This window comes from Mycobacterium branderi (assembly GCF_010728725.1).
Taxonomy (GTDB): Bacteria; Actinomycetota; Actinomycetes; order Mycobacteriales; family Mycobacteriaceae; genus Mycobacterium; species Mycobacterium branderi.
In genome coordinates this window covers 2,082,844-2,108,890 of sequence record NZ_AP022606.1, presented here as the reverse complement: position 1 = coordinate 2,108,890, position 26,047 = coordinate 2,082,844, and the positions used below count along the sequence as shown (strand labels likewise).

The 26,047-nt window shown below is 66.3% G+C and carries 30 protein-coding genes; 18 read left to right on the top strand and 12 right to left on the bottom strand.

Annotated features, from left to right (window positions below):
- The first annotated feature begins 26 nt into the window (after nt 1-26).
- The gene (locus tag G6N47_RS10865) at nt 27-896 is read left to right on the top strand and encodes a DUF429 domain-containing protein (RefSeq protein WP_083131232.1); all 870 of its coding nucleotides are present in this window, start codon (nt 27-29) and stop codon (nt 894-896) included.
- Here the strand turns inward: G6N47_RS10865 and G6N47_RS10860 are convergent.
- Both G6N47_RS10860 and G6N47_RS10855 read right to left on the bottom strand, forming a co-directional pair.
- Complete coding sequence (locus G6N47_RS10860; RefSeq protein WP_232080174.1) at nt 865-2,244, bottom strand: APC family permease; 1,380 nt, start codon at nt 2,242-2,244, stop codon at nt 865-867. The genes G6N47_RS10865 and G6N47_RS10860 overlap by 32 nt on opposite strands.
- 42 nt (nt 2,245-2,286) lie before the next feature.
- Nucleotides 2,287-2,907 carry a TetR/AcrR family transcriptional regulator gene (locus G6N47_RS10855; RefSeq protein ID WP_083130954.1) on the bottom strand — a complete coding sequence of 207 codons (621 nt, stop codon included), beginning with the start codon at nt 2,905-2,907 and terminating at the stop codon, nt 2,287-2,289.
- A gap of 68 nt (nt 2,908-2,975) precedes the next feature.
- Here G6N47_RS10855 and G6N47_RS10850 point away from each other — a divergent pair, with 68 nt between their 5' ends.
- Complete coding sequence (locus G6N47_RS10850; RefSeq protein ID WP_083130955.1) at nt 2,976-3,839, top strand: alpha/beta hydrolase-fold protein; 864 nt, start codon at nt 2,976-2,978, stop codon at nt 3,837-3,839.
- Between the two features lie 27 nt (nt 3,840-3,866).
- Here the strand turns inward: G6N47_RS10850 and G6N47_RS10845 are convergent, their stop codons facing one another.
- Entirely contained in the window at nt 3,867-5,042 is a 1,176-nt protein-coding gene (locus tag G6N47_RS10845) for a thiolase family protein (protein WP_083130956.1), read from the bottom strand.
- Nucleotides 5,043-5,121: 79 nt separating this feature from the next.
- Here G6N47_RS10845 and G6N47_RS10840 point away from each other — a divergent pair, with 79 nt between their 5' ends.
- From G6N47_RS10840 to ggt, 3 genes are all read left to right on the top strand, one after another.
- Nucleotides 5,122-5,565, top strand: a complete 444-nt coding sequence (locus G6N47_RS10840; protein ID WP_083130957.1) for an SRPBCC family protein — start codon at nt 5,122-5,124, stop codon at nt 5,563-5,565.
- A complete protein-coding gene (locus G6N47_RS10835) occupies nt 5,549-6,097 on the top strand; it encodes a TetR/AcrR family transcriptional regulator (protein ID WP_083130958.1) in 549 nt (182 codons plus the stop codon). Before G6N47_RS10840 ends, G6N47_RS10835 begins: the two co-directional genes overlap by 17 nt.
- 202 nt (nt 6,098-6,299) lie before the next feature.
- Complete coding sequence (gene ggt / locus G6N47_RS10830; RefSeq protein WP_083130960.1) at nt 6,300-7,883, top strand: gamma-glutamyltransferase; 1,584 nt, start codon at nt 6,300-6,302, stop codon at nt 7,881-7,883.
- On the opposite strand, the gene purD is transcribed toward ggt, so the two are convergent.
- Nucleotides 7,880-9,139: a phosphoribosylamine--glycine ligase gene (gene purD, locus G6N47_RS10825; RefSeq protein ID WP_083130961.1), complete on the bottom strand. Its 1,260-nt coding sequence runs from the start codon at nt 9,137-9,139 to the stop codon at nt 7,880-7,882. The genes ggt and purD overlap by 4 nt on opposite strands.
- 102 nt (nt 9,140-9,241) lie before the next feature.
- Between purD and G6N47_RS10820 the strand changes: the two genes are divergently transcribed.
- Together G6N47_RS10820 and G6N47_RS10815 are read left to right on the top strand one after the other, a co-directional pair.
- Nucleotides 9,242-10,483, top strand: a complete 1,242-nt coding sequence (locus G6N47_RS10820; protein WP_083130962.1) for a cytochrome P450 — start codon at nt 9,242-9,244, stop codon at nt 10,481-10,483.
- Nucleotides 10,483-11,076, top strand: coding sequence for a TetR/AcrR family transcriptional regulator (locus G6N47_RS10815; RefSeq protein ID WP_083130963.1), 594 nt, complete (start codon nt 10,483-10,485; stop codon nt 11,074-11,076). The genes G6N47_RS10820 and G6N47_RS10815 overlap by 1 nt, the downstream gene beginning before the upstream one ends.
- On the opposite strand, the gene G6N47_RS10810 is transcribed toward G6N47_RS10815, so the two are convergent.
- From G6N47_RS10810 to G6N47_RS10795, 4 genes are read right to left on the bottom strand one after another with little or no spacing between them, the layout of a single operon-like run.
- Nucleotides 11,077-11,493, bottom strand: coding sequence for a carboxymuconolactone decarboxylase family protein (locus tag G6N47_RS10810; RefSeq protein WP_083130964.1), 417 nt, complete (start codon nt 11,491-11,493; stop codon nt 11,077-11,079).
- Nucleotides 11,486-12,349 carry an NAD(P)-dependent oxidoreductase gene (locus G6N47_RS10805; RefSeq protein ID WP_083130965.1) on the bottom strand — a complete coding sequence of 288 codons (864 nt, stop codon included), beginning with the start codon at nt 12,347-12,349 and terminating at the stop codon, nt 11,486-11,488. Before G6N47_RS10805 ends, G6N47_RS10810 begins: the two co-directional genes overlap by 8 nt.
- On the bottom strand, nt 12,346-13,095 hold the full coding sequence (locus tag G6N47_RS10800) for an SDR family oxidoreductase (protein ID WP_083130966.1): 750 nt from the start codon (nt 13,093-13,095) through the stop codon (nt 12,346-12,348). Before G6N47_RS10800 ends, G6N47_RS10805 begins: the two co-directional genes overlap by 4 nt.
- Nucleotides 13,096-13,149: 54 nt before the next feature.
- The gene (locus G6N47_RS10795) at nt 13,150-14,616 is read right to left on the bottom strand and encodes an aldehyde dehydrogenase (RefSeq protein ID WP_083131233.1); all 1,467 of its coding nucleotides are present in this window, start codon (nt 14,614-14,616) and stop codon (nt 13,150-13,152) included.
- Nucleotides 14,617-14,758: 142 nt separating this feature from the next.
- Between G6N47_RS10795 and G6N47_RS10790 the strand changes: the two genes are divergently transcribed.
- The 10 genes from G6N47_RS10790 to G6N47_RS10750 are packed head-to-tail and all read left to right on the top strand — an operon-like array spanning nt 14,759 to nt 24,068.
- Complete coding sequence (locus G6N47_RS10790) at nt 14,759-15,370, top strand: TetR/AcrR family transcriptional regulator (RefSeq protein WP_083130967.1); 612 nt, start codon at nt 14,759-14,761, stop codon at nt 15,368-15,370.
- A complete protein-coding gene (locus G6N47_RS10785) occupies nt 15,370-16,572 on the top strand; it encodes a cytochrome P450 (RefSeq protein ID WP_083130968.1) in 1,203 nt (400 codons plus the stop codon). Before G6N47_RS10790 ends, G6N47_RS10785 begins: the two co-directional genes overlap by 1 nt.
- The gene (locus tag G6N47_RS10780) at nt 16,573-17,391 is read left to right on the top strand and encodes an SDR family oxidoreductase (RefSeq protein WP_083130969.1); all 819 of its coding nucleotides are present in this window, start codon (nt 16,573-16,575) and stop codon (nt 17,389-17,391) included.
- Nucleotides 17,388-18,746 (top strand): cytochrome P450, encoded by a 1,359-nt coding sequence (locus tag G6N47_RS10775; protein WP_083130970.1) that lies wholly within the window; start codon nt 17,388-17,390, stop codon nt 18,744-18,746. The genes G6N47_RS10780 and G6N47_RS10775 overlap by 4 nt, the downstream gene beginning before the upstream one ends.
- 1 nt (nt 18,747) lies before the next feature.
- Nucleotides 18,748-18,954 (top strand): ferredoxin, encoded by a 207-nt coding sequence (locus tag G6N47_RS10770; protein ID WP_083130971.1) that lies wholly within the window; start codon nt 18,748-18,750, stop codon nt 18,952-18,954.
- Nucleotides 18,955-18,956: 2 nt separating this feature from the next.
- Nucleotides 18,957-19,511 (top strand): hypothetical protein, encoded by a 555-nt coding sequence (locus G6N47_RS10765; RefSeq protein WP_083130972.1) that lies wholly within the window; start codon nt 18,957-18,959, stop codon nt 19,509-19,511.
- Between the two features lie 58 nt (nt 19,512-19,569).
- Nucleotides 19,570-20,697 carry an NDMA-dependent alcohol dehydrogenase gene (locus G6N47_RS10760; RefSeq protein WP_083130973.1) on the top strand — a complete coding sequence of 376 codons (1,128 nt, stop codon included), beginning with the start codon at nt 19,570-19,572 and terminating at the stop codon, nt 20,695-20,697.
- 58 nt (nt 20,698-20,755) lie between these two features.
- Complete coding sequence (locus G6N47_RS10755) at nt 20,756-22,762, top strand: NAD(P)/FAD-dependent oxidoreductase (RefSeq protein WP_264007098.1); 2,007 nt, start codon at nt 20,756-20,758, stop codon at nt 22,760-22,762.
- Between the two features lie 14 nt (nt 22,763-22,776).
- Complete coding sequence (locus tag G6N47_RS29620; RefSeq protein ID WP_083130975.1) at nt 22,777-23,202, top strand: nuclear transport factor 2 family protein; 426 nt, start codon at nt 22,777-22,779, stop codon at nt 23,200-23,202.
- Entirely contained in the window at nt 23,199-24,068 is an 870-nt protein-coding gene (locus G6N47_RS10750) for an SDR family NAD(P)-dependent oxidoreductase (RefSeq protein WP_232080173.1), read from the top strand. The genes G6N47_RS29620 and G6N47_RS10750 overlap by 4 nt, the downstream gene beginning before the upstream one ends.
- Here the strand turns inward: G6N47_RS10750 and G6N47_RS10745 are convergent.
- Nucleotides 24,065-24,421: a HepT-like ribonuclease domain-containing protein gene (locus G6N47_RS10745; RefSeq protein ID WP_083130976.1), complete on the bottom strand. Its 357-nt coding sequence runs from the start codon at nt 24,419-24,421 to the stop codon at nt 24,065-24,067. The two genes, G6N47_RS10750 and G6N47_RS10745, sit on opposite strands and share 4 nt — an antisense overlap.
- Nucleotides 24,418-24,861 carry an XRE family transcriptional regulator gene (locus G6N47_RS10740; protein ID WP_083130977.1) on the bottom strand — a complete coding sequence of 148 codons (444 nt, stop codon included), beginning with the start codon at nt 24,859-24,861 and terminating at the stop codon, nt 24,418-24,420. Before G6N47_RS10740 ends, G6N47_RS10745 begins: the two co-directional genes overlap by 4 nt.
- 80 nt (nt 24,862-24,941) lie before the next feature.
- On the opposite strand from G6N47_RS10740, the gene G6N47_RS10735 reads away from it, so the two are divergent.
- Nucleotides 24,942-25,346, top strand: coding sequence for an HIT family protein (locus G6N47_RS10735; protein ID WP_083130978.1), 405 nt, complete (start codon nt 24,942-24,944; stop codon nt 25,344-25,346).
- Here G6N47_RS10735 and G6N47_RS10730 read toward each other — a convergent pair whose 3' ends face one another.
- A complete protein-coding gene (locus G6N47_RS10730) occupies nt 25,347-25,607 on the bottom strand; it encodes a hypothetical protein (protein WP_083130979.1) in 261 nt (86 codons plus the stop codon).
- 45 nt (nt 25,608-25,652) lie between these two features.
- Nucleotides 25,653-26,015: a hypothetical protein gene (locus G6N47_RS10725; RefSeq protein WP_083130980.1), complete on the bottom strand. Its 363-nt coding sequence runs from the start codon at nt 26,013-26,015 to the stop codon at nt 25,653-25,655.
- Nucleotides 26,016-26,047: the final 32 nt, after the last annotated feature.

Here is a 26,047-nt window from a genome sequence, read left to right as displayed (position 1 = left end):
CGGTCGGGATGCGGCAAGCTGAGCAGATGCACTTTGTTGGCGTCGACCTTGCCTGGGGAGAAATCAACCAGAGCGGCATCGCCGTCGTCGACGCCGACGGCCGGCTGCTGCATCTCGGCACCGCGCAGGACGACGCAAGCCTCGAGGAGGCGGTGGCGCCGTACGTCGGCGACGACTGCGTGGTAGCCATCGACGCGCCGCTGATCGTGAAGAATCCGACCGGGTACCGACCCTGCGAGGCCGCCCTCAATCGTGACTTCGGACGCTTCGAGGCGGGGGCGCGTCCGGCATTCGCCGAACGGCCCGAATTCAAACATCCCCGTGGCGCCCGGATCGCCGCCGCGCTCGGTCTCGACATGGACCCTGCATCGACCGCGACGCGACGGGCGATCGAGGTGTACCCACATCCGGCGACGGTCGTGTTGTTCGGTTTACCGAAGACCCTGAAATACAAGCGGGGCGCATTCGGGGACCGGCAGCGTGCGCTGCTGCAGCTGATGACGCTGATCGAGGAGCTCGACACCGCCACACCTCGGCTGCGGGTCAACCGCAATGTGTCCTGGGTGGAGCTACGAAAACGCGTCGAGGCCGCGACCCGGCCCGGGCAGCTCGACCGCGACGAAGATCCCGTCGACGCCGTGCTGTGCGCGTACGTCGCGCTGTATTGGCATCACCGTCCCGACGACGTGACCGTCTACGGCGACTACCTGACGGGCTACATACTTACGCCATCGCTTCCGCTCGACCGGTCCGCACCTAAGGAGCCCGAACGCGACCCCGACGAAATCGAACAGCGGCTCACCCGCCTCGCCGCGCTACTCGAGGAGGCTGCGCTGGAGCTGGCTGCGCTGCGCGAGCTCTCCGTCAACGCGGAGCGTCGGGCCGACGACGCTTGAGCACCACGGTCAGCAACGACAGCACCACTCCGCTCATCACCAAGATGGCGCCCAATAGGTATTGCTGACCGGGCCGGCCCGATAGCGGCGTCACCAGATACAGCGACGCCACACATCCGACGACCGGCAGCGCTGCCGGCGTCTTGAAGTGGCGGCGACCGGCCCGTGTGTCGCGGCGCAGCACCAGCACGGCGACATTGACCATCGTGAAAACCGCCAGCAACAGCAGCGACGTCGTCCCGCCGAGCACCTCGATCGCGTCGCTGTTGGCGAACGCGGTGACATAGAGGATCACCGCGAACGCGATCGCCGTGGTGAACAGGATCGCCACCCACGGCGCCCGCCGTGCCCGGCTCACTGCGCCGAGCACCGTCGGCAACACCTGCTGGCGAGACATTCCGTAGATCAATCGGCTGGCCATCAGCATGCTGATCAGCGCGGTGTTGGACACTGCAACCATCGAGATGAACGGCAGCACATCCTTGATCGGCAAGCCCGGCGCCCCGAGCCGCACGACGTCGATCAGCGGTGTGTCGCTGGTCTTCAACTCACCGATGGGCACCAACGCCACCGACACGATCGCCACGACGATGTAGACGAGTGCCGCGATGCTCAACCCGGCCAGCAGGACCCTCGGGAAAATCCGGACAGGGTTCTTGGTCTCCTCGGCCATGTTGACCGAGTCCTCGAAACCGGTCATTGCGAAAAACGCCAGCGATGTCGCGGTGGTCAGCGCCACGAAAACGCTTTTGTCGCCGGTGTCGAACGCCATCACCCTCGAGTAGTCGACGTGCTGACTGCCGACGAAGGCCCACAACCCGGCGAAGATCACCAGGCACAACCCGGTGATCTCGATGCCGGACAGCACGACGTTGAGCTTGACGCTCTCGCCCACCCCGCGCAGGTTGACCGCGGCGAGCACCGCCATGAATAGCAGCGCAATCGCGGTGACCCCCGCAGTGCCCCAACCGAAGTGGAATGCGACGACAAAGTTGGCCGCGAAGAACCGCGATGCCGTCGACGCCGACGTGATGGCCGCGCACATCACGACGAACGCCACCAGAAACGTCACAAACTGATTGCCGAACGCCTTTTGCGCATACAGCGCCGCTCCGGCCGCCTGCGGGTATTTGGTCACCAATTCCAGGTAGCTCAACGCAGTCACCGCGGCGATCAAAAACGCCAGCAGAAACGCGACCCACGCCGCACCCCCCACTTCGGCGGCCACATCGCCGATCAACGCGTATACGCCGGTGCCCAAGATGTCGCCGAGGATGAACAACAGCAGCAGGCCCGGGCCCATCACCCGGCGCAGCCGGGGCTGCTCCGCGACGACCCCCGAATCCATCGCGCCTCCCCGGAATTGCCCGCCGACGAGACCGGCGTGAACTCAAATCTGCACGGGCCGCTGGTCGAACGGCGCCAGCACGTCGATGATGTCGATCACCGTGGCCCGCGCGACATCCCGCGCACTCTGCCGGTCGTCGACCAGCGCCGAGACTACCGCGCCGTCGACGGCGCAAATCAACGCCGACACCAGCTCGAGCCGCACCGAGCGTCCCGACCGCTCGATCGCCTCGGCGACGGCGTCGGCGCGCTGGCGCAGATTCCGGCGCTGAATGTCGCGCAATGCGGGCAGCCGGGCGCAGGCGATATAGCGCTCGTAGCGCGAGATCAGCTGCTCGGTGAGGCGGGGTCCGGATTCGTCGCCGACGAGCAGGTCGACGAGTACGTCGGCGGTGGTCTCCGGGCCGCGGCGGCGCCGGGACAGCCCTGCAACCCGGGCCCGCAGCTGAGCCACCTCCAGCATCCCGACATGCGAGACGGCGCTGGCGATCAGGTCGTCCAGACACGAGAAGTAGTAGGTGGTCGACGCCAGCGGTAGGCCCGCCCGGCGTGCGACCGCCCGGTGCCGCACTGCTTCGAACCCGCCTTCGCACAACAGCTCAGCAGCCGCGCTGACCAGCGCGTACCGCCGACGTTCTCCCTTGGGAGTGACAGCTGCTGTCACTCAACTCATGCTGCCAGTCGGGCAGGGACCGCATTGCCCTTTCGGACAAACGACTACGCGGCCATAAGATGTCCGGCATGCCAGACCTGAGCCGTCGCACCGTCTTGCGCCTTGGCGCGGGCTTGGCCGCCGGCGCGGTCGGCGCTCAGGTATTGCTCCCCGCGCGAGCCTCGGTGGCCTCGCCCCTGGCTCCCGCACCGCTGGAACCGGCGCCCGCCGCGGCGCCGACGATGACGACCGGTTCGTTTGTGTCGGCGGCGCGCGGCGGCGTGACGACAAACTGGGCGATCGCCCGTCCGCCCGGCCAGACCAAGGCGCTGCGCCCGGTGATCGCGCTCCACGGCAAGGGCTCTGACGCGTCCACTGTGATGGCCGGCGGCGTCGAGCAGGGCCTGGCCCAGGCCGTCAACGCCGGCCTGCCGCCGTTCGCGGTGGTCGCCGTCGACGGCGGCGGAAGTTATTGGCACAAAAGGGCTTCCGGGGAGGACTCGGGTGCGATGGTGCTGAACGAGCTCATCCCGATGCTCGGCGGTCAGGGCCTGGACACCTCGCGGGTGGCGTTTCTGGGGTGGTCGATGGGCGGCTACGGCGCGCTGTTGCTGGGCGGTCGGCTCGGACCGGCCCGCACGGCGGCGATTTGCGCGGTGAGCCCGGCGTTGTGGACCTCGTCCGGGGCGGCCGCACCCGGTGCGTTCGACGGCGCCGACGACTGGTCGGCCAACTCGGTGTTCGGAATGCCTGCGCTGGCGTCAATCCCGATTCGAGTGGACTGCGGCAACAGCGACCCGTTCTACGGCGCGACGAAGCAGTTCGTCGCGCAGTTACCCAATCCCCCGGCGGGTGGGTTTTCGCCCGGTGGGCACGACGCGTCGTTTTGGAGCTCGCAGCTGCCGGCCGAGCTGACGTGGATGGCACCGCTGCTCACGGCGTAGTGCACGGTCGCCTGCTCGACCTGAGGTTTAGACCTCGACGACGACCGCGCCGCCCTGGCCGCCGCCCGCGCACATCGCGGCAACCCCGACGCCGCCGCCGCGACGACCCAGCTCGTGCACCAGCGTGGTGAGCATCCGCGCGCCGGTGGCCGCGATCGGGTGGCCCAGGCTGCAGCCGCTGCCGTAGATGTTGACCCGGTCCTCGTCGAGCCCGTACTCCCGGCATGCGGCGATCGGCACCGAGGCGAACGCCTCGTTGATCTCCCAGAGTGTGACGTCGCCGGGCGCCAGCCCCGCGCGGTCGAGCACCTTGCCGATCACCCGCACTGCGCCCAGGCCGGTGTCTCTCGGTTCGACCCCGACGGATGCCCAGGTTTTGACGGCGCCCAACACCGTGAGCCCGGCGGCGCGCGCGAACTCGGCGTCGGCCAGTGTCAGCGCGGCGGCCGCGTCGTTGGTGCCGCTGCTGTTGCCCGCGGTGATCGAGAATCCCTCGATCTCTGGATGCAGTACTTTGAGCGAGGCCAGCTTCTCCATGCTGGTGTCGCGGCGCGGGTGTTCGTCCACGCTGAATTCCACCAACGAGCCGTCGGGCGTTTGGATCTTCAGGGGGACGATTTCGTCGGCGAACTTGCCGGCGTCGATCGCGGCGATCGCACGTTGATGCGACCGCAGCGCCCACGCGTCCATCTCTTCGCGGGTGATGCCGACCGCTTGGGCGGTGTTCCAGCCCACGGTGATGGACATGTCGCGGGTGGGCGCGTCGGGGGTCTCCACATGGGTGGGCGGCATCCAGCGTTCCTCGAACTCCAGCGTCGGCCCGGGAATGCGCCAGTTCATCAGCGGGCCCGTCGACAGCGACTGCACTCCCCCGCCCACCACGACGCGCTCGACTCCGGAGCCGATCTGGGCGGCGGCGTTGGCAACGGCGGTCAGGCTGCCGGCGCAGTGCCGGTTGACGGCCTGCCCGGGCACCGACACCATGTTCGACGCGGCTGCGGCATAGCGCGCCAAATCGCCTCCACCGTAATGGGATTCGGCGAAGACCACGTCATCGATGACGCTTGGTTCGATTCCGGCGCGCCGGACCGCCTCGGTCAGAACGGTGGTCGCCAGCACCTCGGCGGGCGTGTTGACAAGGGATCCTTTGAACGACGTTCCGATGGCGGTCCGGACGGCGCTGACGATGACGGGCTTCGGCATAGCCGGTAATAGTAACAACTACCGTAATGGCGACGATAAGGAGGGACAGCGCTCATCCATTCCATGTACCATTTGGTACATGATTACGGAGAGCAGTGTTGAGATCGACGCGCCGGCCTCGCTGGTATGGGACGTGTTCAGCGATGTCGAGCGCTGGCCGGAATGGACGGCCTCGGTCACCCGCTTGGTCGCCATCGACGGACCGGGGCTGGCCGTCGGCAAACGGTTCGAGATCAAGCAGCCGCGGATGCCCAAGCTCGTGTGGGAGGTCACCGAGGTGCTCCCGGGTACCTCATGGACCTGGGTGCAGCGATCTCCAGGTGGCTCGGCTGTCGCCCGGCACGACGTCGTCGCCACCGACGCTTGCACCCTGGTCCGGCAGCAGATCGATCAACGCGGCCCGATCGGCGCATTGGCCGGCCGACTTATGCGCGGGATGACCCGCCGCTATCTCGAACTCGAGGCGCAGGGCCTCAAGACACGAAGCGAGCAGCGTCGGCGACTTGATGGCCCGGCGTCCTGACGCCGAGCGGCGCCGCGAGCTCCTCGACGCTCTCACGCAGGAGTTCGCGTCGGGTGGGATTGGCGACCGCTCCCTGCGCGACATCGCCGAAGCGGTAGGTACCAGCCATCGAATGCTGCTGCACCACTTCGGTTCTCGCAGCGAACTGCTATTGGCCATAGTCGAAGAGGTCGAGCGCAGGCAGAGGATGGTTCTCCATGACCTGCCCGCCGACCCAGCCGAAGGGACGGCCGCGATGTGGGCCGACGTTCGACGGCCCGAGCTTCGCCCGTTCGAGCGACTCTTTTTCGAGTGTTACGCGCGGGGGGCGCAAGGTGAGGACCCGTACACGCGGATGATCCCCGGGGCCGTCGACAGCTGGTTGCACGAAGTTGACGAAATGAGCGACGGCACAACCGATCCTGCTCTCGCCCGCTTGGGCCTGGCCGTGATCCGGGGCCTGTTGCTGGATCTCGTTGCCACCAACGACGACGACGGCGTGAACGCAGCGGCCCAGGCCTTCATCGACCTCATCCGGCGAGCTTTCCAATGAATCTCGTGACCAGCTCGGCGGTCCGGCCGGGACACCATCAGCCGACCCGGCTCCAGCTCCCAGACGCGCATACGAAATGCTGGCAATTTGAGGGTGCGCGGCTAGCGCAGATCGCTGCGCTCATCAAGTTCGCGATTCTTGCCGGCGCCCTCGGATACGTTAGTTCGCTCGACCGGCGTGCACTCGCGGAAAGGTTCGGACAGTGACCGTGCCGTTCGCCTGGGACTTTCCCTACACGTGGCCGCGCACGCCCGTTCTGGCCCAGAACGTGGTCTGCACGTCGCAGCCGCTGGCCGCCCAGGCCGGGCTTCGGATGCTCGCCGACGGCGGCAACGCGGTCGACGCGGCGGTGGCGACCGCGATCACCCTGGCCGTGGTGGAGCCGGTGTCCAACGGCATCGGCTCCGACGCGTTCGCCGTCGTTTGGGACGGCCGGCGGCTACACGGGCTGAACGCGTCGGGCCGGTCGCCCGCGGCGTGGACGCCGGAGTACTTCGGCGGCAACGCAGTTCCGGCGTTCGGATGGAATTCGGTCACCGTCCCTGGCGCCGTGTCCGCATGGGTCGAACTGCACGCCAAGTTCGGCAGGCTGCCGTTCGAGCGCCTCTTCGAGCCGGCTGTTACCTACGCGCGCAACGGGTTCGTCGTCTCACCGATTGTCGCGGCGCAATGGGCGGCGCAAGTGCCCGTCTTCGCATCGCAGCCCGGGTTCGCGGAGGTGTTCATGCCCGGCGGCAGGGCGCCGCACGCCGGTGAGCTGGTCAGGTTGCCCGACCACGCCGCCACGCTGGAGAAGATCGCGACGACCCACGGGGAGGCGTTCTACCGCGGAGAGCTCGCGGCGCGACTCGAGCAGCACGCAACCGCGCACGGCGGCGCCATGCGCGCCAGCGACCTGGCCGCGCATCGCGCCGACTGGGTCGACACGATCGGCATCGACTACCGTGGCTACACGATCCACGAGATTCCGCCCAACGGCCAGGGCATCGTCGCATTGATCGCCCTCGGCATCCTCGAACACTTCGACTTGACCTCGTACGCACCGGATTCCGCCGACAGCGTGCATCTGCAAATCGAGGCGGTCAAGCTCGCGTTCGCCGATGCGCACGCCTATGTGGCCGACATCGACCACATGCCGCTGCGCCCGGAGCGCCTACTCGACGAGGACTACCTGGCGCAACGGGCGGCGCTGATCGACCCGACGCGGGCGAAGCCGGCCTCCGCCGGAACCCCGCGAGGCGGCACGGTGTATCTCACCGCCGCGGACGCATCAGGCGTCATGGTGTCGATGATTCAGTCCAACTACATGGGCTTTGGTTCCGGCGTGGTGGTGCCGGGCACCGGGATCGCCTTGCAGAACCGCGGCACGGAATTCGCTGTCGCGGAAGGCCATCCGAACCGGGTCGGGCCCAACAAGCGGCCGTACCACACGATCATCCCGGGCTTTATGACCAAAGACGGCGTTCCGGTGATGAGCTTCGGGGTGATGGGCGGCACCATGCAGCCGCAGGGCCATTTGCAGGTGGTAGTGCGCATCGTCGACCACGGCCAGAACCCACAGGCGGCCTGCGACGGTCCCCGGTTCCGTTGGGTGCAGGGCAACCAGATCGCTTGTGAGAGCGGGTTTTCGCTGGCGACGCTCGACGAGCTCCGTTCCCGCGGTCACGAACTGGTCGCCGTGGACGACTACAACAAGTTCGGCAGCTGCCAAGCGATCTGGCGACTCGACGGCGGTTACCTTGCGGTCAGCGACCCCCGCCGCGACGGCCAAGCCGCCGGGTTCTAGAGCCGGACCTTCCCTTCTGCGGCCAGCAGAGCGATGTCGCTGCGAAAGTGCCCGCCCGGCAACTTGATTGACTGGAGAACCCCATACGCGGCCTCGCGCGCGGCGGCCAGATCCGCGCCCGTGCCGACCACCGAGAGCACCCGGCCGCCCGACGACACGATCGCGCCGTCGTCGCGCCGGGCCGTCCCGGCATGCAGCACCCCGTCGGCGTCCGCGCCCACGACGACGTCACCCACTCGCGGCCGGCCCGGATAGTTCTCCGCCGCCAGCACCACAGTGACGGCGGCGGCGTCACGCCATTGCAGTTCGCCGAAGTCGGACAGGCGGCCGGTGGCCGCCGCATGCAGCAGTTGCCCCAGCGGCGATTCCAGTAACGCCAGCACCGACTGCGTCTCCGGATCGCCGAAGCGGCAATTGAATTCGATGACCGCCGGTCCGTTGGAGGTGATCGCCAGGCCGGCATACAGCAGCCCGGAAAACGGGCAACCGCGCCGGACCAGTTCGGCCGCAACGGGTTCCACGATCCCAGAGACCATGTCGCTATACACATCGTCGGGCAGCCACGGCAGCGGGGCGTAGGCGCCCATGCCGCCGGTGTTGGGGCCGGTGTCGCCGTCGCCAACCCGCTTGAAGTCCTGGGCCGCCAGCAGCGGGACCACGGTTTTGCCGTCGACGAGACAGAACAGCGACACTTCGGGGCCGTCGAGATAGGACTCCAACAGGACCGGATGTCCGGCTTCGAGGAGACCGGCGGCGTGTGAGCGCGCAACACCCCGGTCCTGTGTCACCACCACGCCCTTACCCGCCGCCAGCCGGTCGTCTTTGACCACCCAGGCCGGCTCACCGGCAAACCGATCCAACGCGGCATCCAAATGCGCTGGGTTGTCGACGATTTCGCTGGACGCGGTGCGCACGCCGGCCGCGGCCATCACGTCCTTAGCGAACGCCTTGGAGCCCTCGATGCGGGCCGCGTCCTTGCTGGGGCCGAAGCAGGCGATACCCGCGTCACGCACGGCGTCGGCCACCCCGAGCACCAGCGGAACCTCGGGGCCGATGACGACCAGATCGGCCTCCACCTTTCGGGCCAGTGCGACGACCTCGTCCCCCGAAGTGATGTCCACCTGATGCTGCTCGGCCACGGCCGCGGTGCCGGCGTTGCCCGGTGCGATCGCCAGCGCGTCGACCTGCGGGTCCTTGCCGAGCGCTACCAGCAACGCATGTTCACGGGCACCGGAGCCGATCACCAGGACGCGCACGAGACGTCAGCCTATAGCGCCCTCACGGCCATACACTTGACAGCTGAGTGTATGGTCTAGACACTGGGGTGTGCGTCAGATCACTCAGGGAGGCGACGACACATGACGACAATCGAGCGTGCCTGTCCGTTCGGGGCGGGCTTCGACTTCACCGACCCCGACCTGCTCAAACGCGGGATGCCCGTCGCGGAGTTCGCCCAACTCCGCAGGACCGCGCCGGTCTGGTGGAACGAGCAGCCGTCTGGCGCGACCGTCTTCGACGACGGCGGATATTGGGTCATCAGCCGCCACCGGGACATCAAGGAGATCTCCCGGGACAACGACCTGTGGTCCACCAACGCCAAGGGCGCCGTGATGCGGTTCCCCGACGGCATGACGGCCGACCAACTGGAACTCACCAAGGCGTTGCTGATCAACCACGACCCACCGGAGCACACGCGACTGCGCAAGCTGGTCTCCCGGCTCTTCACCCCGCGATCGGTGGCCACGCTCGAGGAGAAGCTGGCGACGGCCGCCCGCGACATCGTGCGGACCGCGGCTGAGAAGGACTCCGGCAACTTCGTCGACGACGTTGCGATGCGGCTGCCTCTGCTGGCGATCGCCGACCTGATCGGGGTACCGGAGGCCGACCGTGAGCGGCTGTTCGCGTGGACCAACGCCATCATGAACACCGACGACCCGGACTTCGACAGTGACCCCACGACGGCCAACGCCGAATTGATGGGCTACGCCTACACCATGGCCGAAGAGCGTCGTCGCTGCCCGGCCGACGACATCGTCACCAAGCTGGTCCAGGCCGACATCGACGGAGAATCGTTGGGCGAGACCGAATTCGCGTTCTTCGTCATCCTGCTGGCGGTCGCCGGCAACGAGACCACCCGCAATGCGATGACGCACGGCATCAACGCGTTTTCCGACTATCCCGACCAGTGGGAGCTCTACAAGCGGGAGCGCCCGGAGACCGCCGTCGACGAAATCGTCCGCTGGGCAACGCCGGTGCACTGCTTTCAGCGGACCGCCCGCAAGGACGTCGAGGTCGGTGGCGTCACCATCCGAGAAGGCCAGCGGGCCGGACTGTTCTACAGCTCGGCCAACTTCGACGAGGAGGTCTTCGACCGGCCCTTCGAGTTCAACATCCTGCGCGACCCGAATCCGCACCTGAGCTTCGGCGGGAACGGCGCCCACTACTGCATCGGCGCCAACCTCGCCCGCATGGAGATCAAGCTGATCTTCAACGAGCTCGCCGACCAGCTGCCGAACATCACCAAAGTTGCGGAACCGGAACGACTTCGGTCCGGCTGGATCAACGGCATCAAAGACCTGCAAGTCTCTTATCACGGATAGTGCGCACCCACGGCTGGGCCGGCGCAACCCCGGCATCCGACGAGGAGGCCGTCGCCCGGATTCTTTCCGCGGCCAGCAAGGCCATCGACGAGCGCGGCGCCGACATCAGCATCGCCGACGTGGCACGCGCGCTCGGGGTTACCCGTCAGACGGTGTACCGGTACTTCCCCGGCACCGACGCACTGCTGGTCGCGGCGGCGACACAGGCTGCGACCGGCTTCCTCGACCGGTTGGCTGCGCACCTGTCGGGGATCACCGATCCCGTCGACGCGGTCACCGAGGGGATCGCCACCGCGCTGGAATGGCTACCCAACGACAAACACATCGGGCTGTTGCTTGCTCCCGACCGCCACAACGCGTTCACGGCGGACGTCACGTCGGACGTGGCCCTGCAATTCGCCAACGCGATGTTGCGGCGCTTCGACGTCGATTGGACGGCAGCGGGTTTGGACGATGACGAGGTGGGCGAGCTGGGTGAGCACTTGCTGCGCATCATCCAGTCGTTCGTCATCGACCCCGGCCGTCCGCCGCGGCAAGGTGCGGAGCTGCGCCGGTATCTGCGTCGCTGGGTGGCCTCGGCGGTCACTGCGTGACTACTCGCCCTTGTGCATCTTCACCGCGGCGTCGACGTTGGCCTTCTTGTCTTCTCCGGCGCCCTTCTTGCGCTTTGCCACCACGGCGTCGACGGCGCCGTTCAGCGCCGAGCCCAGCGGGAATCCCAGATAGTGGGTGAGGAAGACGGCCATCTCCTTCAATTCGGTCTCGGTGAGTTCGCCGTTGAGAAGCGCAGCGTTGATTTGGATCTCAGCGAGGTCGCGGTTTCCGATTGCCGTCACCGCGGTCAGCGTCATGATCCGCTTGTCCCGCATCGACAATCCCGGCCGGGTCCAGATACTGCCGAACAGGTGATCGACGGTCAGGTCGAAGTACGGGTCGCCCTCGACGTTGGGCATCTCCCAGCCATAGACCTCGTTCATCTTCTCGAGGCCCTTGCGGCGCAACTCATCCATCCTGACTCTTTTCTGTATGCGGCAAGCCGAGGCCAATGGCCAACTGCTGAATGGCCAGTTCGGCCAGCGGCAATTCCACCGATACCGCCTTGCCCAATGCCAGCGCCAGGCTCAGGTCCTTCTCGCCCAGCCCGCGGGTGTGCAGGAACGGCTGGTACAGGAAGTGGTCTGGCTCAAGGGGTTTCATGTCGTCCCGCACCATGATCGCACCGGGCCCGCCGCTGAGGGCGTCGGTATGACGCACCACTCTGCCCAGCGCTTGCAAGTCCAGTCCTGCCGCCTCGGCCAGCTTCATCGCCTCACATGCCGCGGCGTACGAAGTGAACGTCAACATGTTGCGGGCCAATTTCATTCGCGTCCCGGCGCCCGGTCCGCCGGCGTGTATGACCAGCGACGCCCACTGCTTGAAGACCGGCTTGATCCGCTCGTAGACGTCGCGCTCGGCGCCGACCATGGCGGCCAGCTCACCCTTCTCCGCAGCACCGGCGCCGCCGCTGACCGGCGCGTCCACGATGTGAATCCCTTGCGGTTTCAGCTCTTCGGCGAGTTCGACGGCGGTGGTGTCGCTGATCGTGGAATGGATTGCGATGACCGTACCCGGCTTTACACGTGATGCGAGTTGGCCGACAACGTCACGCACCTGTGCGTCGTCGAGGACGGTGACGCTGATGATGTCAGCGGCGGCGACGTCGCCCACGCCGTCGGCCAGGATGGCGCCCGCTTCGGCCAGCGGCGTCATCGCTTCGGTTCGCACGTCGAAAACCGTGACCCCGCCCGGCCAGTCGACCAGCCGCTTGGCCATCGGTGCACCCATATTGCCCAGCCCGATGTAGCCGAGCTTTACGTCACTGCTCATGACCGGATGATCTGTCCGCCGTCGACATTGAAGATCTGTCCGGTGATCCACGACGCCTCGTCGGACAACAGGAACAAGCACATGCCGACCAGGTCCTCGGGAGTTCCCATCCGGGACAACGGAAGACCCTTGACGATGTCGTCGACGATCTCCTTGGGAGTGGTGGTCCGGTTGGCCTCGGTATCGATGGGACCTGGCGCGATCGCGTTGATCCGGATGTTCTGGCCGCCCAGCTCACGCGAAAGTTGTTGAGTCAAGCCGTTGATCCCGACCTTGGCCAGGCCGTAGAAGTTCGCATACAGCCACGCCGCCGTGGAGGACTGGTTGACGATCGCGCCGCCGCCGCGCTTGGCCATTTTCTTGTACACCGCGCGGGTACACCAGAGTGCGCCGTCGAGGTTGACGCTCATGAACTTCTTGTAGTACTCGGGGTCGACGGTGAGCAGGAAATCCAGCTTCATGCCACCGAAGATCGCCGCGTTGTTCACCAGGTAGTCGATGCCGCCGAACTCGGACAGCGTGCGGTCGGCCATCGCCTTGGCGGACGCCGGGTCGGACACGTCGACCGGCACGGCCAGAGCGGTGCCGCCGTCGGCGGTGATCTGCTTGGCCACGCCCTCGGCCGCCTCGGCGTTGATGTCGGCCACCACCACCGCCGCCCCTTCACGAGCCAGGGCCTCGGCGTAGGCCTGGCCGATGCCGCCGCCGGACCCGGTGACGATCGCGACCTTGTTTTCGAATCTCATGCTTCTCCTTCCGCCGAATGGCCAGTTATTGCACGCTTTTTGCGAAATTCCGTGTCATAACTGGCCACTCGCGATCACCTTGGTTTCGAGGTATTCCTCGAAACCAAGCAACCCCATCTCCCGGCCGTTTCCGGACTGCTTGTAGCCGCCGAACGGCGCATCCGCGGAATACCAGACGCCGCCGTTGACGTTGACCGTGCCCACCCGCAACCGTGAGGCCACCGCAGCCGCGCGTTCCGGGTCGCCAAAGACGGTGCCCGACAACCCATATGGCGAATCGTTGGCGATGCGCACCGCGTCGTCGTCGCCGTCGTGGGCGATCACGGTCAGCACCGGCCCGAAGATCTCCTCCCGGGCGACGCGGGCGTCGTTGCCCAGCCCGGCGATCACCGTCGGCTCGATGAAGAACCCGATTGCGCGATCTGCGGGTCTGCCGCCGCCGCATGCGAACGAACCACCTTCTGCCACAGCCAGATCCAGGTACCCCTGCACCCGATCGCGCTGACGCTCTGAGATCAGCGGGCCGCAAACCGTTCCCGGGTCAGAAGGGTCACCGGGCTTGATCGAACCCATGGTGGCCGCCGCGATGCCGACCGCCTCGTCGTAGCGTGAGCGCGGCACCACCAGCCGGGTCGTGATCGCGCAGCCCTGCCCGGCGTGCATACATGCCGAGAACGCCGACACCGAGACCGCGCCGTTCAGGTCGGCGTCGTCGAGCACCAGGAACGCCGACTTGCCGCCCAACTCCAGAAAGACCTTCTTGATCGTGGCGGCGGCGTCGGCCATCACACTGCGGCCGGTGGCCGTCGACCCGGTGAACGTAATCATGTCCACCCGAGGGTCTTTGGCCAACAGCGCACCGACGCTGTGGTCGCTGGAGGTGACGATGTTGACCACCCCGGGCGGGAAGTCGGTGTGTTCGACGATGAGCTCGCCCAGCACCGCCGCACACCACGGCGTGTCCGGCGCAGGCTTCAGCACGACCGTGTTGCCGGCGGCCAGCGCCGGCCCGAGCTTCGCCAGGTTGATCTGATGCGGGAAGTTCCACGGCGTGATGGCGCCGACGACGCCGACGGCTTCGCGGGCGATCGTGCGGCGGGTGGGGATCCCCAGTGGGGCAGCCTCGCCGAGATCGGAGTTCCACGAATAGGTCTCGGCGGTGTCGGCACTGAACGCCAAGTCGTCGATCGGTCCGTCGAGCTGGGCGCTCGCGGTCAGCATCCGCGGGGCGCCGACTTCCGCAATCGTCAGCTCCCGCAATTCCTCCAGGTGGTCGCGCATCGCGTCGCGCAGCTGCCGCACGCAGCGCACCCGCAGCTCGGTGTTGCGCGACCAGTCGGTGTCGTCGAAGGCGCGGCGCGCCGCCTCGATGGCGCGTCCCATGTCGTCGGCGGTGCCCTCGGCGGCCGTGCCCAGCACCTCTTCGGTGGCCGGGTTGATCGTCGGGAAGGTTCCCGCACTGCCCGGCGACAGCTTTCCGTCGATGAGCAGAGCGCTCGCTCCGTCGGCCAGTAACGCCATCTTCCGCTCCCGCCTCACTGCGATGGACACTTGTCCGGAATAGTCCAGTCGAACCATAGCCGCCTGGCCGTCGGCGGAGCAAGTGACCCACATTTTTCCTGCGGGCTTGCCTGCCCTCGTCGACTTCCGTTAGCCTGGACATGTGTCCAGTGATGCAGTGGCCGCGATCACGTCTGACGCCGATCGCCACGCCGGAGAGGCGCCGCGCAACCGCAGGCAGGAAGAGACTTTCCGCAAGGTGCTGGCCGCCGGCATCGAGGTCCTGCGAGAGAAGTCGTACGCGGACCTGACCGTGCGCGCGGTGGCCGCCCGCGCCAAGGTGGCGCCGGCGACGGCCTACACCTACTTCTCGTCGAAGAACCACCTGATCGCCGAGGTCTATCTGGACCTGGTCCGCCAGGTGCCTTACTTCACCGACGTCAACGACCCGATGCCGGTCCGGGTGGACAAGGCGCTGCGGCACCTGGCGCTGGTGGTCGCCGACGAACCGGAAGTCGCCGCGGCCTGCACGACGGCGTTGCTCGGCGGCGGCGCCGACGCGGCGGTCCGCAAAGTGCGTGACCGGATCGGCGCGGAGATCCATCGCCGCGTCACGTCCGCGATCGGGCCCGACGCCGACCCGCGCACGGTGGCGGCCCTCGAGATGACGTTCTTCGGGGCGCTGGTCCAGGCCGGCAGCGGCGCGTTCAGTTACCACCAGATCGCCGACCGGCTGGGCTACGTGGTGGGGCTAATACTGGGAGAAGGCAACTAATGGCTGTAGAGACACCCGAATTGGTGCTCGACCCTTACGATTACGACTTTCACGAGGACCCGTACCCGTACTACCGGCGGCTGCGCGACGAGGCTCCGCTGTACCGCAACGACGAGCTGAAGTTCTGGGCCTTGTCGCGCCATCACGATGTGCTGCAGGGCTTCCGCAACAGCACCGCGCTGTCCAATGCCTACGGCGTATCGCTGGATCCGGTGTCGCGCACCCCCGACGCACACAAGGTGATGTCGTTTCTCGCGATGGACGACCCCGGACATCTGCGGCTCCGCACGCTCGTCTCCAAGGGCTTTACGCCGCGGCGGATCCGCGAACTCGAGCCGCGGGTACGCGACCTGGCCGTCGCACACTTGGACTCTGCCCTGCAGTCCGAAAGTTTCGATTTCATCGCCGAATTCGCCGGCAAGCTGCCGATGGACGTCATCTCCGAGCTGATGGGCGTGCCCGAACCCGACCGGGCCCATATCCGGGAACTGGCCGACGGCGTCATGCACCGCGAAGACGGGCTGGCCGACGTTCCGGAGTCGGCGATCCAAGCCTCCGCCGAGTTGATGGTGTACTACGCCGACATGGTCGCCCAGCGCCGCAAAAAGCCCAGCGATGACCTGACGTCGGCGCTGCTGGAGGCCGAGATCGACGGTGACCGCCTCACCGACGAGGAAATCATGGCGTTCCTGTTCCTGATGGTGGTCGCCGGCAACGAGACCACCACCAAACTGCTTGCCAACGCCGCATATTGGGGCTTCAAGAATCCCGACCAGCTGGCGACCGTGTACGCCGATCACTCGAGGGTCCCGCTGTGGGTGGAGGAGACGCTGCGTTACGACACGTCGAGCCAGATCCTGGCCCGCTCTGTCGCGCAAGAATTCACGCTGTATGACACCACGCTCCCCGAAGGCGATGTGCTGCTGCTGCTTCCGGGCTCGGCCAACCGCGACGACCGGGTGTTCGACAACCCCGACGAGTACCGCATCGGCCGTGACATCGGCTCGAAGCTGGTCAGTTTCGGCAGCGGCGCACACTTCTGCCTGGGCGCGCACCTGGCCCGGATGGAGGCGCGAGTAGCACTGAGCGAACTGTTGACACGAACCCGCGGCTACCAGGTCGACGAGGACAACGTCGTCCGCGTCCACTCCAGCAATGTCCGCGGATTCGCCCACCTGCCGATCACCGTGGAGACCGTGTAAATGCCTCGCTTCGAACCACATCCGGCCCGTCGTCCCGCGATCGTCGCCGGGGCGTCGTCGGGCATCGGCGCCGCAACCGCGGTCGAACTCGCCGGTCGCGGCTTCCCGGTCGCCCTCGGTGCGCGCCGCGTCGAGAAATGCCAAGAGTTGGTCGACAAGATCAAAGCCGACGGCGGCGAAGCCGTCGCGCTGCACCTCGACATCACCGAACCCGAGTCGGTCAAATCATTTGTGCACCAAGCGACCGAGCAACTCGGCGACATCGAACTGCTGATCACCGGCGCCGGCGACACGTTCTTCGGTCGCCTGCACGAAATCAGCACCGACGTCTTCGAATCCCAGGTGCAGATCCATCTCATCGGCGCCAACCGGTTGGCCACCGCGGTGCTGCCCGGAATGCTGGAACGCCAACGCGGCGACCTGATCTTCGTCGGGTCCGACGTCGCGCTGCGCCAGCGCCCGCACATGGGCGCCTACGGCGCGGCCAAGGCGGCGCTGACGGCGATGGTCACCAATCTGCAAATGGAACTCGAGGGCACCGGTGTGCGGGCTTCGATCGTGCACCCGGGCCCGACCAAGACCGGCATGGGCTGGAGCCTGCCGCCGGAGTCCATCGGCCCGATGCTCGAAGACTGGGCTAAGTGGGGGCAGGCCCGCCACGACTACTTCCTGCGCGCGTCCGACCTCGCCCGGGCAATCGCCTTCGTCGCCGAGACCCCGCGCGGCGGGTTCATCACGTCGATGGAGATCCAACCCGAGGCACCGCTGGCCAACGCGCCCGCCGAACGCAAGCAACTGAAGTATCCGGAGGAATCGTGACAAGCCAAGAGCTCAAAGAAGTTCCACGCGTCTCCGGCGGGGAGGAGGAACACGGCCACCTCGAGGAGTTCCGCACCGACCCGATCGGGCTGATGCGACGGGTCCGCGACGAATGCGGCGACGTCGGCTGGTTCCAGCTCGCCGGCAAGCAAGTCGTATTGCTGTCCGGCGCGCAAGCCAACGAGTTCTTCTTCCGCTCCAGCGACGACGACCTCGACCAGGCCGAGGCCTACCCGTTCATGACGCCGATCTTCGGCAAGGGTGTGGTGTTCGACGCCAGCCCGGAGCGGCGCAAGGAGATGCTGCACAACTCCGCGCTGCGCGGCGAGCACATGAAAAGCCACGCCGTCACGATCGAACGCGAAGTGCGCCGAATGATCGAGAACTGGGGCGAGACAGGCGAAATCGACCTGCTGGACTTCTTCGCCGAGCTGACCATCTACACCTCGACCGCGTGTCTGATCGGCCCGAAATTCCGCGAGCAGCTCGACCACCGGTTCGCCCAGCTCTACCACGAGCTCGAGCGCGGCACCGACCCGTTGTGCTATGTCGATCCCTACCTGCCGATCGAAAGCTTCCGTCGCCGCGACGAGGCCCGAAAAGGGTTGGTGGCGTTGGTCCAGGAGATCATGAACCAGCGCATCGCCAACCCGCCGGCCGACAAGAGCGACCGCGACATGCTCGACGTGCTGGTGTCGATCAAGGACGAGGACGGCAACGCGCGGTTCTCGGCCGACGAGGTCACCGGCATGTTCATCTCGCTGATGTTCGCCGGCCACCACACCAGCTCCGGCACCGCGTCGTGGACGCTGATCGAGCTGATGCGCCACCCCGACGTCTATGCCGGGGTGATCGAGGAGCTCGCAGAGCTCTACGCCGACGGCCAGTCGGTGAGTTTCCATGCGCTGCGCCAGATTCCGCGGCTGGAGAACGTACTGAAGGAGACGCTGCGGCTGCATCCGCCGCTGATCATCCTGATGCGGGTGGCCAAGGGCGAATTCGAAGTATGCGGTTACCCGATTCACGAAGGCGACTTCGTCGCCGCCTCACCGGCGATTTCCAACCGCATCCCGGAGGACTTCCCCGACCCGGACAACTTCGTGCCGGAGCGCTACGAAGAGCCGCGGCAAGAAGACCTGGTCAACCGGTGGACCTGGATCCCGTTCGGTGCGGGCCGGCACCGCTGCGTGGGAGCGGCGTTCGCCACCATGCAGATCAAGGCGATCTTCTCGGTGTTGTTGCGCGAGTACGAATTCGAGATGACCCAGCCGTCGGAGAGCTACCGCAACGACCATTCCAAGATGGTGGTGCAGCTGGCTCAGCCGGCCAAGGTGCGCTACCGCCGCAGGAGCTGAGATGGGTTACAAGGTGAAAGCGGACCTGGATCTGTGCCAGGGGCACGCGATGTGCGAGCTGGAGGCGCCCGACTACTTCCGCGTGCCTAAACGCGGCCAGGTCGAAATCCTCGACGACGAGCCGCCCGAAGAGGCCCGCAAAGAAATCGAGCAAGCCGTGTGGGCCTGTCCCACCCAGGCTCTGTCCATCGAAGAGAAAGAAGACTGACAATGGCCGAATCGTCTAGGTTCACCCGCTCCGAACTCGACGACTGGGTGCAGCGCTGGCTTCAGGCCAACAAGGACTGCGAAAAGGCGGGCAACTGGAAGCCGTTGGCCGACTTCTACGCCCCCGACGCCACCTACGGCTGGAACATCGGCCCCAAGGAAGACGTGATGTGCGTGGGGGTCGACGAGATCCGCGACATCGCGCTCGGCCTGGAGATGGAAGGCCTGGAGAACTGGCAGTACCCGTACCAGAAGGTCATCATCGACGACCGGCAAGGCGAGATCGTCGGCTTCTGGAAACAGGTCGTTGTCGACGGCGACGGCGGGCAACAGGAGATCTACGGCATCGGCGGCAGTTGGTTTCGGCTGAACGCCGACAAGCTCATCGAATGGCAGCGTGACTTCTTCGACTTCGGCCACGTCCAAACCCTGTACATGGATCTGATGAAGGCCGGCAAGCTTTCGGCGGGCATGCAAAAGCGAATCGAACGCAGCCTCGCCGGCGAGAAGCTACCGGGCTACTACCCGCTAGGTAAGGCCCCCGTTCCGCTGTGGTGACCCACGTCACTACGCTGTCGCACAGGTCCCCCACCAACTAGTTGAAAGCAGGTTCGCGGTGAAAACAAAGGGCGCGCTGCTCTGGGAGTTCAACCAGCCGTGGTCGGTCGAGGAGATCGAGATCGGTGACCCGCGCAAGGACGAGGTCAAGATCCAGATGGAAGCTGCCGGGATGTGCCACTCCGACCACCACCTGGTGACCGGCGGCATCCCCATGGCGGGTTTCCCGGTGCTCGGCGGTCACGAGGGCGCGGGCATCGTCACCGAGGTCGGCCCCGGTGTCGAAGACATCGCCGTGGGCGATCACGTCGTGCTGTCGTTCATCCCGTCGTGCGGCAAGTGTCAGACGTGTCAGGCCGGAATGCGCAATCTGTGCGACTTGGGCGCAGGGCTGCTCAACGGCGCGTCGGTGACCGACGGCAGCTTCCGCATTCAGGCTCGCGGCCAAGACGTCTACCCGATGACCCTGCTGGGTACGTTCTCGCCGTACATGGTGGTGCACAAGAGTTCGGTGGTGAAGATCGATCCGTCGGTGCCGTTCGAGGTGGCCGCCCTGGTGGGTTGCGGCGTCACCACCGGTTACGGTTCGGCCACGCGGACCGCCGACATCCGCCCCGGCGACGACGTGGCCATCGTCGGCATCGGCGGTGTCGGCATGGCCGCTCTGCAGGGAGCAGTCAACGCCGGCGCCCGCTACATCTTCGCGATCGACCCGGTGGAGTGGAAGCGTGACCAGGCGCTGAAATTCGGTGCCACGCATGTCTATCCAGACATCAACGCGGCATTGGCGGGCATCATGGAGATCACCTACGGCCTGATGGCCAAGAAGGTGATCGTCACCGTCGGCGAACTGCACGGCGCCGACGTCGAGAACTACATGATCATGACCGCGAAGGGCGGCACCTGCGTGCTGACCGCCATCGGCAGCCTGATCGACAACCAGGTGACACTGAACCTGGCGATGCTGACCCTGATGCAAAAGAACCTGCAGGGCACCATCTTCGGCGGCGGCAACCCGCAGTACGACATCCCGCAGCTGCTGGCGATGTACAAGGCGGGCAAGCTCAACCTCGACGACATGATCACCCGCCAGTACAAGCTGGAGCAGATCAACGACGGGTACCAGGACATGCTGGACGGCAAGAATATTCGCGGCGTCATCCGCTACACCGACGACGACCGCTGATCCTTTTCTCGCCGAGCGGCCAGTTATGACACGGATTTTCGCAGTAAGCGTGCAATAAGTGGCCGCTCGGCAGGAGAGGTTCGCACACCTCCTACAACCCGGGCGCATCGGCGCCATGACTGTGCGCAACCGGCTGGTGATGTCGCCGATGGAAACGATGTACGGCACACCCGAGGGACTGCCGTCGCAGCGCACCTGCGACTACTTCGCCGCCCGCGCCCAGGGTGGAGTCGGGCTGATCACGGTGGGCGCCACCGGCGTTGACCACCGGCACCCCGAAACTCCCGGCGGGCTGCATCTCGGCACCGACGCCGCCGTCGACGCACACCGCAAGCTGGTGGACGCGGTCCATGAGCACGGCGCCAAGATCCAGCCGCAGATCGTGCACGCCGGGCCCGACGGCTTGGGACCGGAGATGCACGGCGTGACGTCGCTGGGCCCGTCGGTGATCCCGTCGTATCTGACCGGGCGGCCGTCGGCGGAGATCACCACCGAGCAGCTCACCGAGGTGCTCGACCTGTTCAAGGCCGCGGTGCGACGGGCCGCCGAGGCCAGCTACGACGGCATCGAGCTGCATGCCGCGCATGGCTACATGTTGCTCGGCTCTTTCCTTGCGCCACAACGTAACCGGCGCACCGACAACTATGGCGGCTCGACGCGCAGGCGCCTGCGGATCGTGCTGGAGACGCTCGCTGCGATCCGCTCCGAGATCGGCGACGCGCTGCCGATCACCCTGCGAATTTCCGGGTACGAGCGAGTGGCGGGCGGCCGCCCGATCTACGAAACCGCCCAGGTCGCACCGGAACTGGTTAAGGCCGGAGTGGACGCCTTCCACGTCAGCGGCGGAGTGATCGACCGACTGGTCACCCAGATGGTCAACGGCGCCGACGACGGCGACGCTCTCAACGTGGGCGCTGCGGCCGCGGTCAAAGAAGTGGTCGACGTGCCGGTGATCGCCGTCGGGCGCATCCACGATCCGGCGCGGGCGGAACAAATCCTGGCCGACGGGCGGGCCGATTTCATCGCGATGGGCCGCCCGCTGCTCGCCGACGCCGAACTGCCACGCAAGCTGCAAACAGGCCAGGCGAACCGCATCCGCAAGTGCATCTCGTGCGAAAACTGCATCGACGCAATGGAACAGCGGTTTTCGGTCGACTGCGCGGTCAACCCGCGCACCGGCAAGGAGCGCGAGCTCACGTCGAGCCACACCAAGCGGCCCAAAAAGGTGGTGGTGATCGGCGGCGGGCCGGCCGGCCTGGAAGCCGCCCGTGTCGCCTCCGAACGCGGGCATCGAGTGACGTTGTTCGAACGGCACGGTCAACTCGGCGGGGCGCTGCTCTGGGCGGCGGTGCTGCACCCGGAGAATGAACCTTTCCTGCGGTATCTGCGCGACGAAGTTGCCCAGAGCCACGCGAAGGTCGTGTTGAATCATGCTGTATCGGTCCAGGATGTCGTGAGCTTGTCGCCGGAGAGCGTCATCGTGGCAACCGGCGGGCAGGTCGTCGTCCCGCAGATTCCCGGTGCCGATCTTCCTCATGTGCGGACCGGGCCGGCGCTGCGCGAGCTGTTCGCCGGGCGCAGGCAGCGGCTGGTTCACCCGACGCTGATGCGTAAAGCGACCCGCGCGTGGATGCCGGTCGGCCGGCGCGTCGCCGTGATCGGCGGCGATCTGGTCGCGCTGGAGCTGGCGGAGTTTCTGGCGGCCCGCGGCCGCTTGGTGTCAATTTTTGAGTCGGGCAAGGCGATTGCCCCGGAAGTGGGCCTCAAGCGCAGAACTGAGCACATGGACCGTCTGGACCGCCTTGGGGTGACAGTTCACGTCGGGGCCGACGTCGAGCAGATCACCGGCGACGCTGTGGTATTCACTCCCGCGAGCGGGACGACGCGCCGCCTGCCGGCCGACACCGTCGTCGTCGCCGGCACGCCGCAACCCGACACCACGTTGTTCGACGCACTGGTAACCGCCTTGCCAGACAGCGAAGTACACGCCGCCGGCGACTGCACCGGGCTGGGACTGATCCGTAAAGCCACCGAAGACGGCGCCCGCGCCGCCTGCGCCATCTAACGAAAGGAACAGCAATGTCGCAAGAAACCGTTCAGCAATCCCCCGCGTTGGCCGCGTCGCAGGCGTCGTGGCGATGCGTGCAGGCCCACGATCGGGAGGGCTGGCTGGCGCTGATGGCAGACGACGTCGTGATCGAGGACCCGATCGGCAAGGCCGTCACCAACCCCGATGGCACCGGTGTGCGGGGCAAGGACGGCGTCGCGGAGTTCTACGACACCAACATCGCCGCCAACCAGCTGACCATCACCTGCGAGGAGACGTTTCCGTCCAGCTCCCCCAACGAAATTGCGCATATCCTGGTGCTGGACAGCAAGTTCGACAACGGCATCACCAGCAGTGTGCGCGGCGTGTTCACCTACCGGGTGAACGATGCCGGCCTGATCGCCAATATGCGCGGCTACTGGAACCTCGACATGATGACTTTCGGCAACGCCGAGTGACCCCGCTGTTAGCCGGCCGCGGCGCCGTCGTGGTCGGCGGGTCGCGCGGGATCGGCGCGGCAGTGGCTGCGTCACTGGCACAGCACGGCGCGGGCGTGGTGGTCAACGGCCGCAACACCGAGGCGGCGTGCAAAGCCGCCGCAGCCATCACCGCTGACGGTGGCCGCGCGGTGGCGCACCCGGGGTCACCGGCGGACCAACCTGTCGCGGAAGCGTTGGTACAGCGGTGCATTGACGAATTCGGCGCCATCGACATCCTGGTGAACTGTGCGGGCATCGCCGAGCCGGCGGGTTCGTCGATCCTCGACGTCACCCCTGCGCAGTTTCGCGAACTGCTCGACGCGCACCTGGGCACGGTGTTCGCCACCTGCCGGGCGGCCGCGCCGAAGATGGTCGCGCAGGGCGGCGGCAGCATCGTCAACACCAGCTCGTCGGCGTTTCTCGGCGACTACGGCGGCACCGGCTATCCAGCGGGCAAGGGCGGCGTCAACAGTCTGACGCTGGCGATCGCCGCAGAACTCAAGGAACACGACGTGCGGGCCAACGTGGTGTGCCCCGGCGCAAGGACCCGGCTGTCCACCGGGCCGGACTACGAAGCCCACATCAAGGACCTGCACCGGCGGGGCCTGCTGGACGAGGTCAGCATGCACGGATCGCTGGACGTCGCGCCACCGGAATACGTGGCGCCGCTGTACGCCTACCTGGCCAGCGACCTGGCCGCACAGGTGACCGGTGAAATCTTCGTCGCCTCAGGCGGTTTCGTGGGCCGTTACCCGCGGCCAGCGCCAACCATGATTGCGTACCGGGACCACCACCGCTCGCCGCCGTGGACGGTGGAGGAGTTGCACGACTTGCTTCGGGGCTAGCGATTCTCCAGGATCAGCCTGATCCGGTCGGCTTCGACAGGTAGCCGGCGCACCAACGCATTCCAGATGATTTCGTAGTCAACCTGGTCGTATTGGCGGGCCACTATAGTGCGCGTTGCTTTCATGCTTCGCCAGGCCACATCCGGGTGCGCGGCGACGAACCCGTCAGGCAGGCGGGCAACCGCCTCACCGATCTTGTGCAAGATAGCCTCGGCAGCCAACCGTACGGCCTCGTCGGAGTCGTAGACGCTCTTCCCACGCGCAACAAGCCGAGCTGCGGTGTCCGTGAACCGGATGAGTTCCTCGAGTGTCGCGATCGTGCGATCGCGTTGCGGCTCAGTGGATTCGGTCACAGGGGCCGCGCCTCGGCGGTAATCGCGTTTGACCCCGCACGAAGTCCACGATCGGACACCACGTCGACGTGCAGTCCGGTTAGATCTTCCAACGCGGCTGTCAGGTCGGCGAGATCAAAGAGGTCGGCATCGGGTGAAAACCGCACAACCAAGTCGATGTCGCTTCCGGATACATCGTCGCCGCGCGCCGCAGAGCCGAACACCCGCACGTGACTTGCCTTGTGCCGCCGGGCCAGAGCAAGGATGTCATGGCGGTGTTTGGCGAGCAGCACAGACGGCCGGGGCTTGGCGGCATTACGCAGGCGCGTCAGCATCGCCGCAGACGGAGTGCGCTGCCCAGTTTCGTATGCCGCGATGTTGGGTTGCGCGACACCGGATCGTGCCGCCAACTCATCCTGGGTCAACCCCGCCGCGAGCCGAAGTTCGCGCACATCGTTCACGCCGCGATCATATCACTTGATATGCCCGCTGGGCTTGCGCGTCCGCGACGTAATTACCTACGCCTCATATGCTGTGACGCATGGCCACTGTCTTCACCAAGATCATCAACGGCGAAATCCCCGGGCGGTTCGTGTACGAGGACGACGAGATCGTCGCGTTTTTGACCATCGAGCCGATGACTCAGGGCCACACGCTGGTGGTGCCGCGCGCCGAGATCGACAACTGGCAAGACGTCGACCAGGAAACGTTCGGCCGGGTCATGGCGGTGGCGCAGCTGATCGGCAAGGCGGTGTGCCGGGCCTTCAACACCAAGCGGTCCGGCGTCATCATCGCCGGGCTGGAGGTGCCGCACCTGCACGTGCACGTCTTCCCCACCCGCAGCCTCAGTGACTTCGGCTTCGCCAACGTCGACCGCAACCCGTCGCCGGCGTCGCTCGACGAGGCGCAGGCCAAGATCAAGGCGGCGCTCGCCGAGCTGACCTGATCAGTGCGTCGTCTTGAATTGATCGGGAAAGGTGGCGTGGGCGGATTTCGCCCATTGGTCCATCGTCTCGATGTTGATGCCGAAGGTCGACTTGTACGAGGCGGCCAGCAGAAGCAGCGCGATCGCGTACACAGCCGCCATCGTCCATGCCAGCCACTGCCAATCCTGGTAGACGACGATGGGCACCACCAGACTTGACACCGTGAGGGCCACCACGATCGTCAGGATTCCACCGTACGTGATGATGCTCGCTGCAGCCATCCCAAATCGCCGCTCTTTCAACAAGATTGGGATCTCGTTGACCAGTCATCCGCTCGTGTGCCCGATCCAGAGCCGGGTTGGGTTTGTGATGCTGGGGATCTGGTCCAAGAGCCGCTGCTCCAGTATGTAGATGGCCTGATTGTGCGCCCACACCCGACTGTTCAGCTGCGAATGCCACGCGATGACCAGCAATGCAGGTATCGGGATCATCGGAATCAGGTAGTGCGGGATGGTATCGGGCCTCGTCGCCCAGGCCGCGCCAATTACCGTGGCGTAGGCCACCAGGACGCTCACCAACGTCAGCGCGTGGCCGAGAATGTTTTGCACGTCGGTTCGCTCGGCCGCATACAACGCGGCGAGCGCGGCCGTGGAGTCGCGGGCCGAACCGTCGTCGTTCACCATGGCCATTGCGTGACTGTATCTCCGCGAACCGGCTGAAT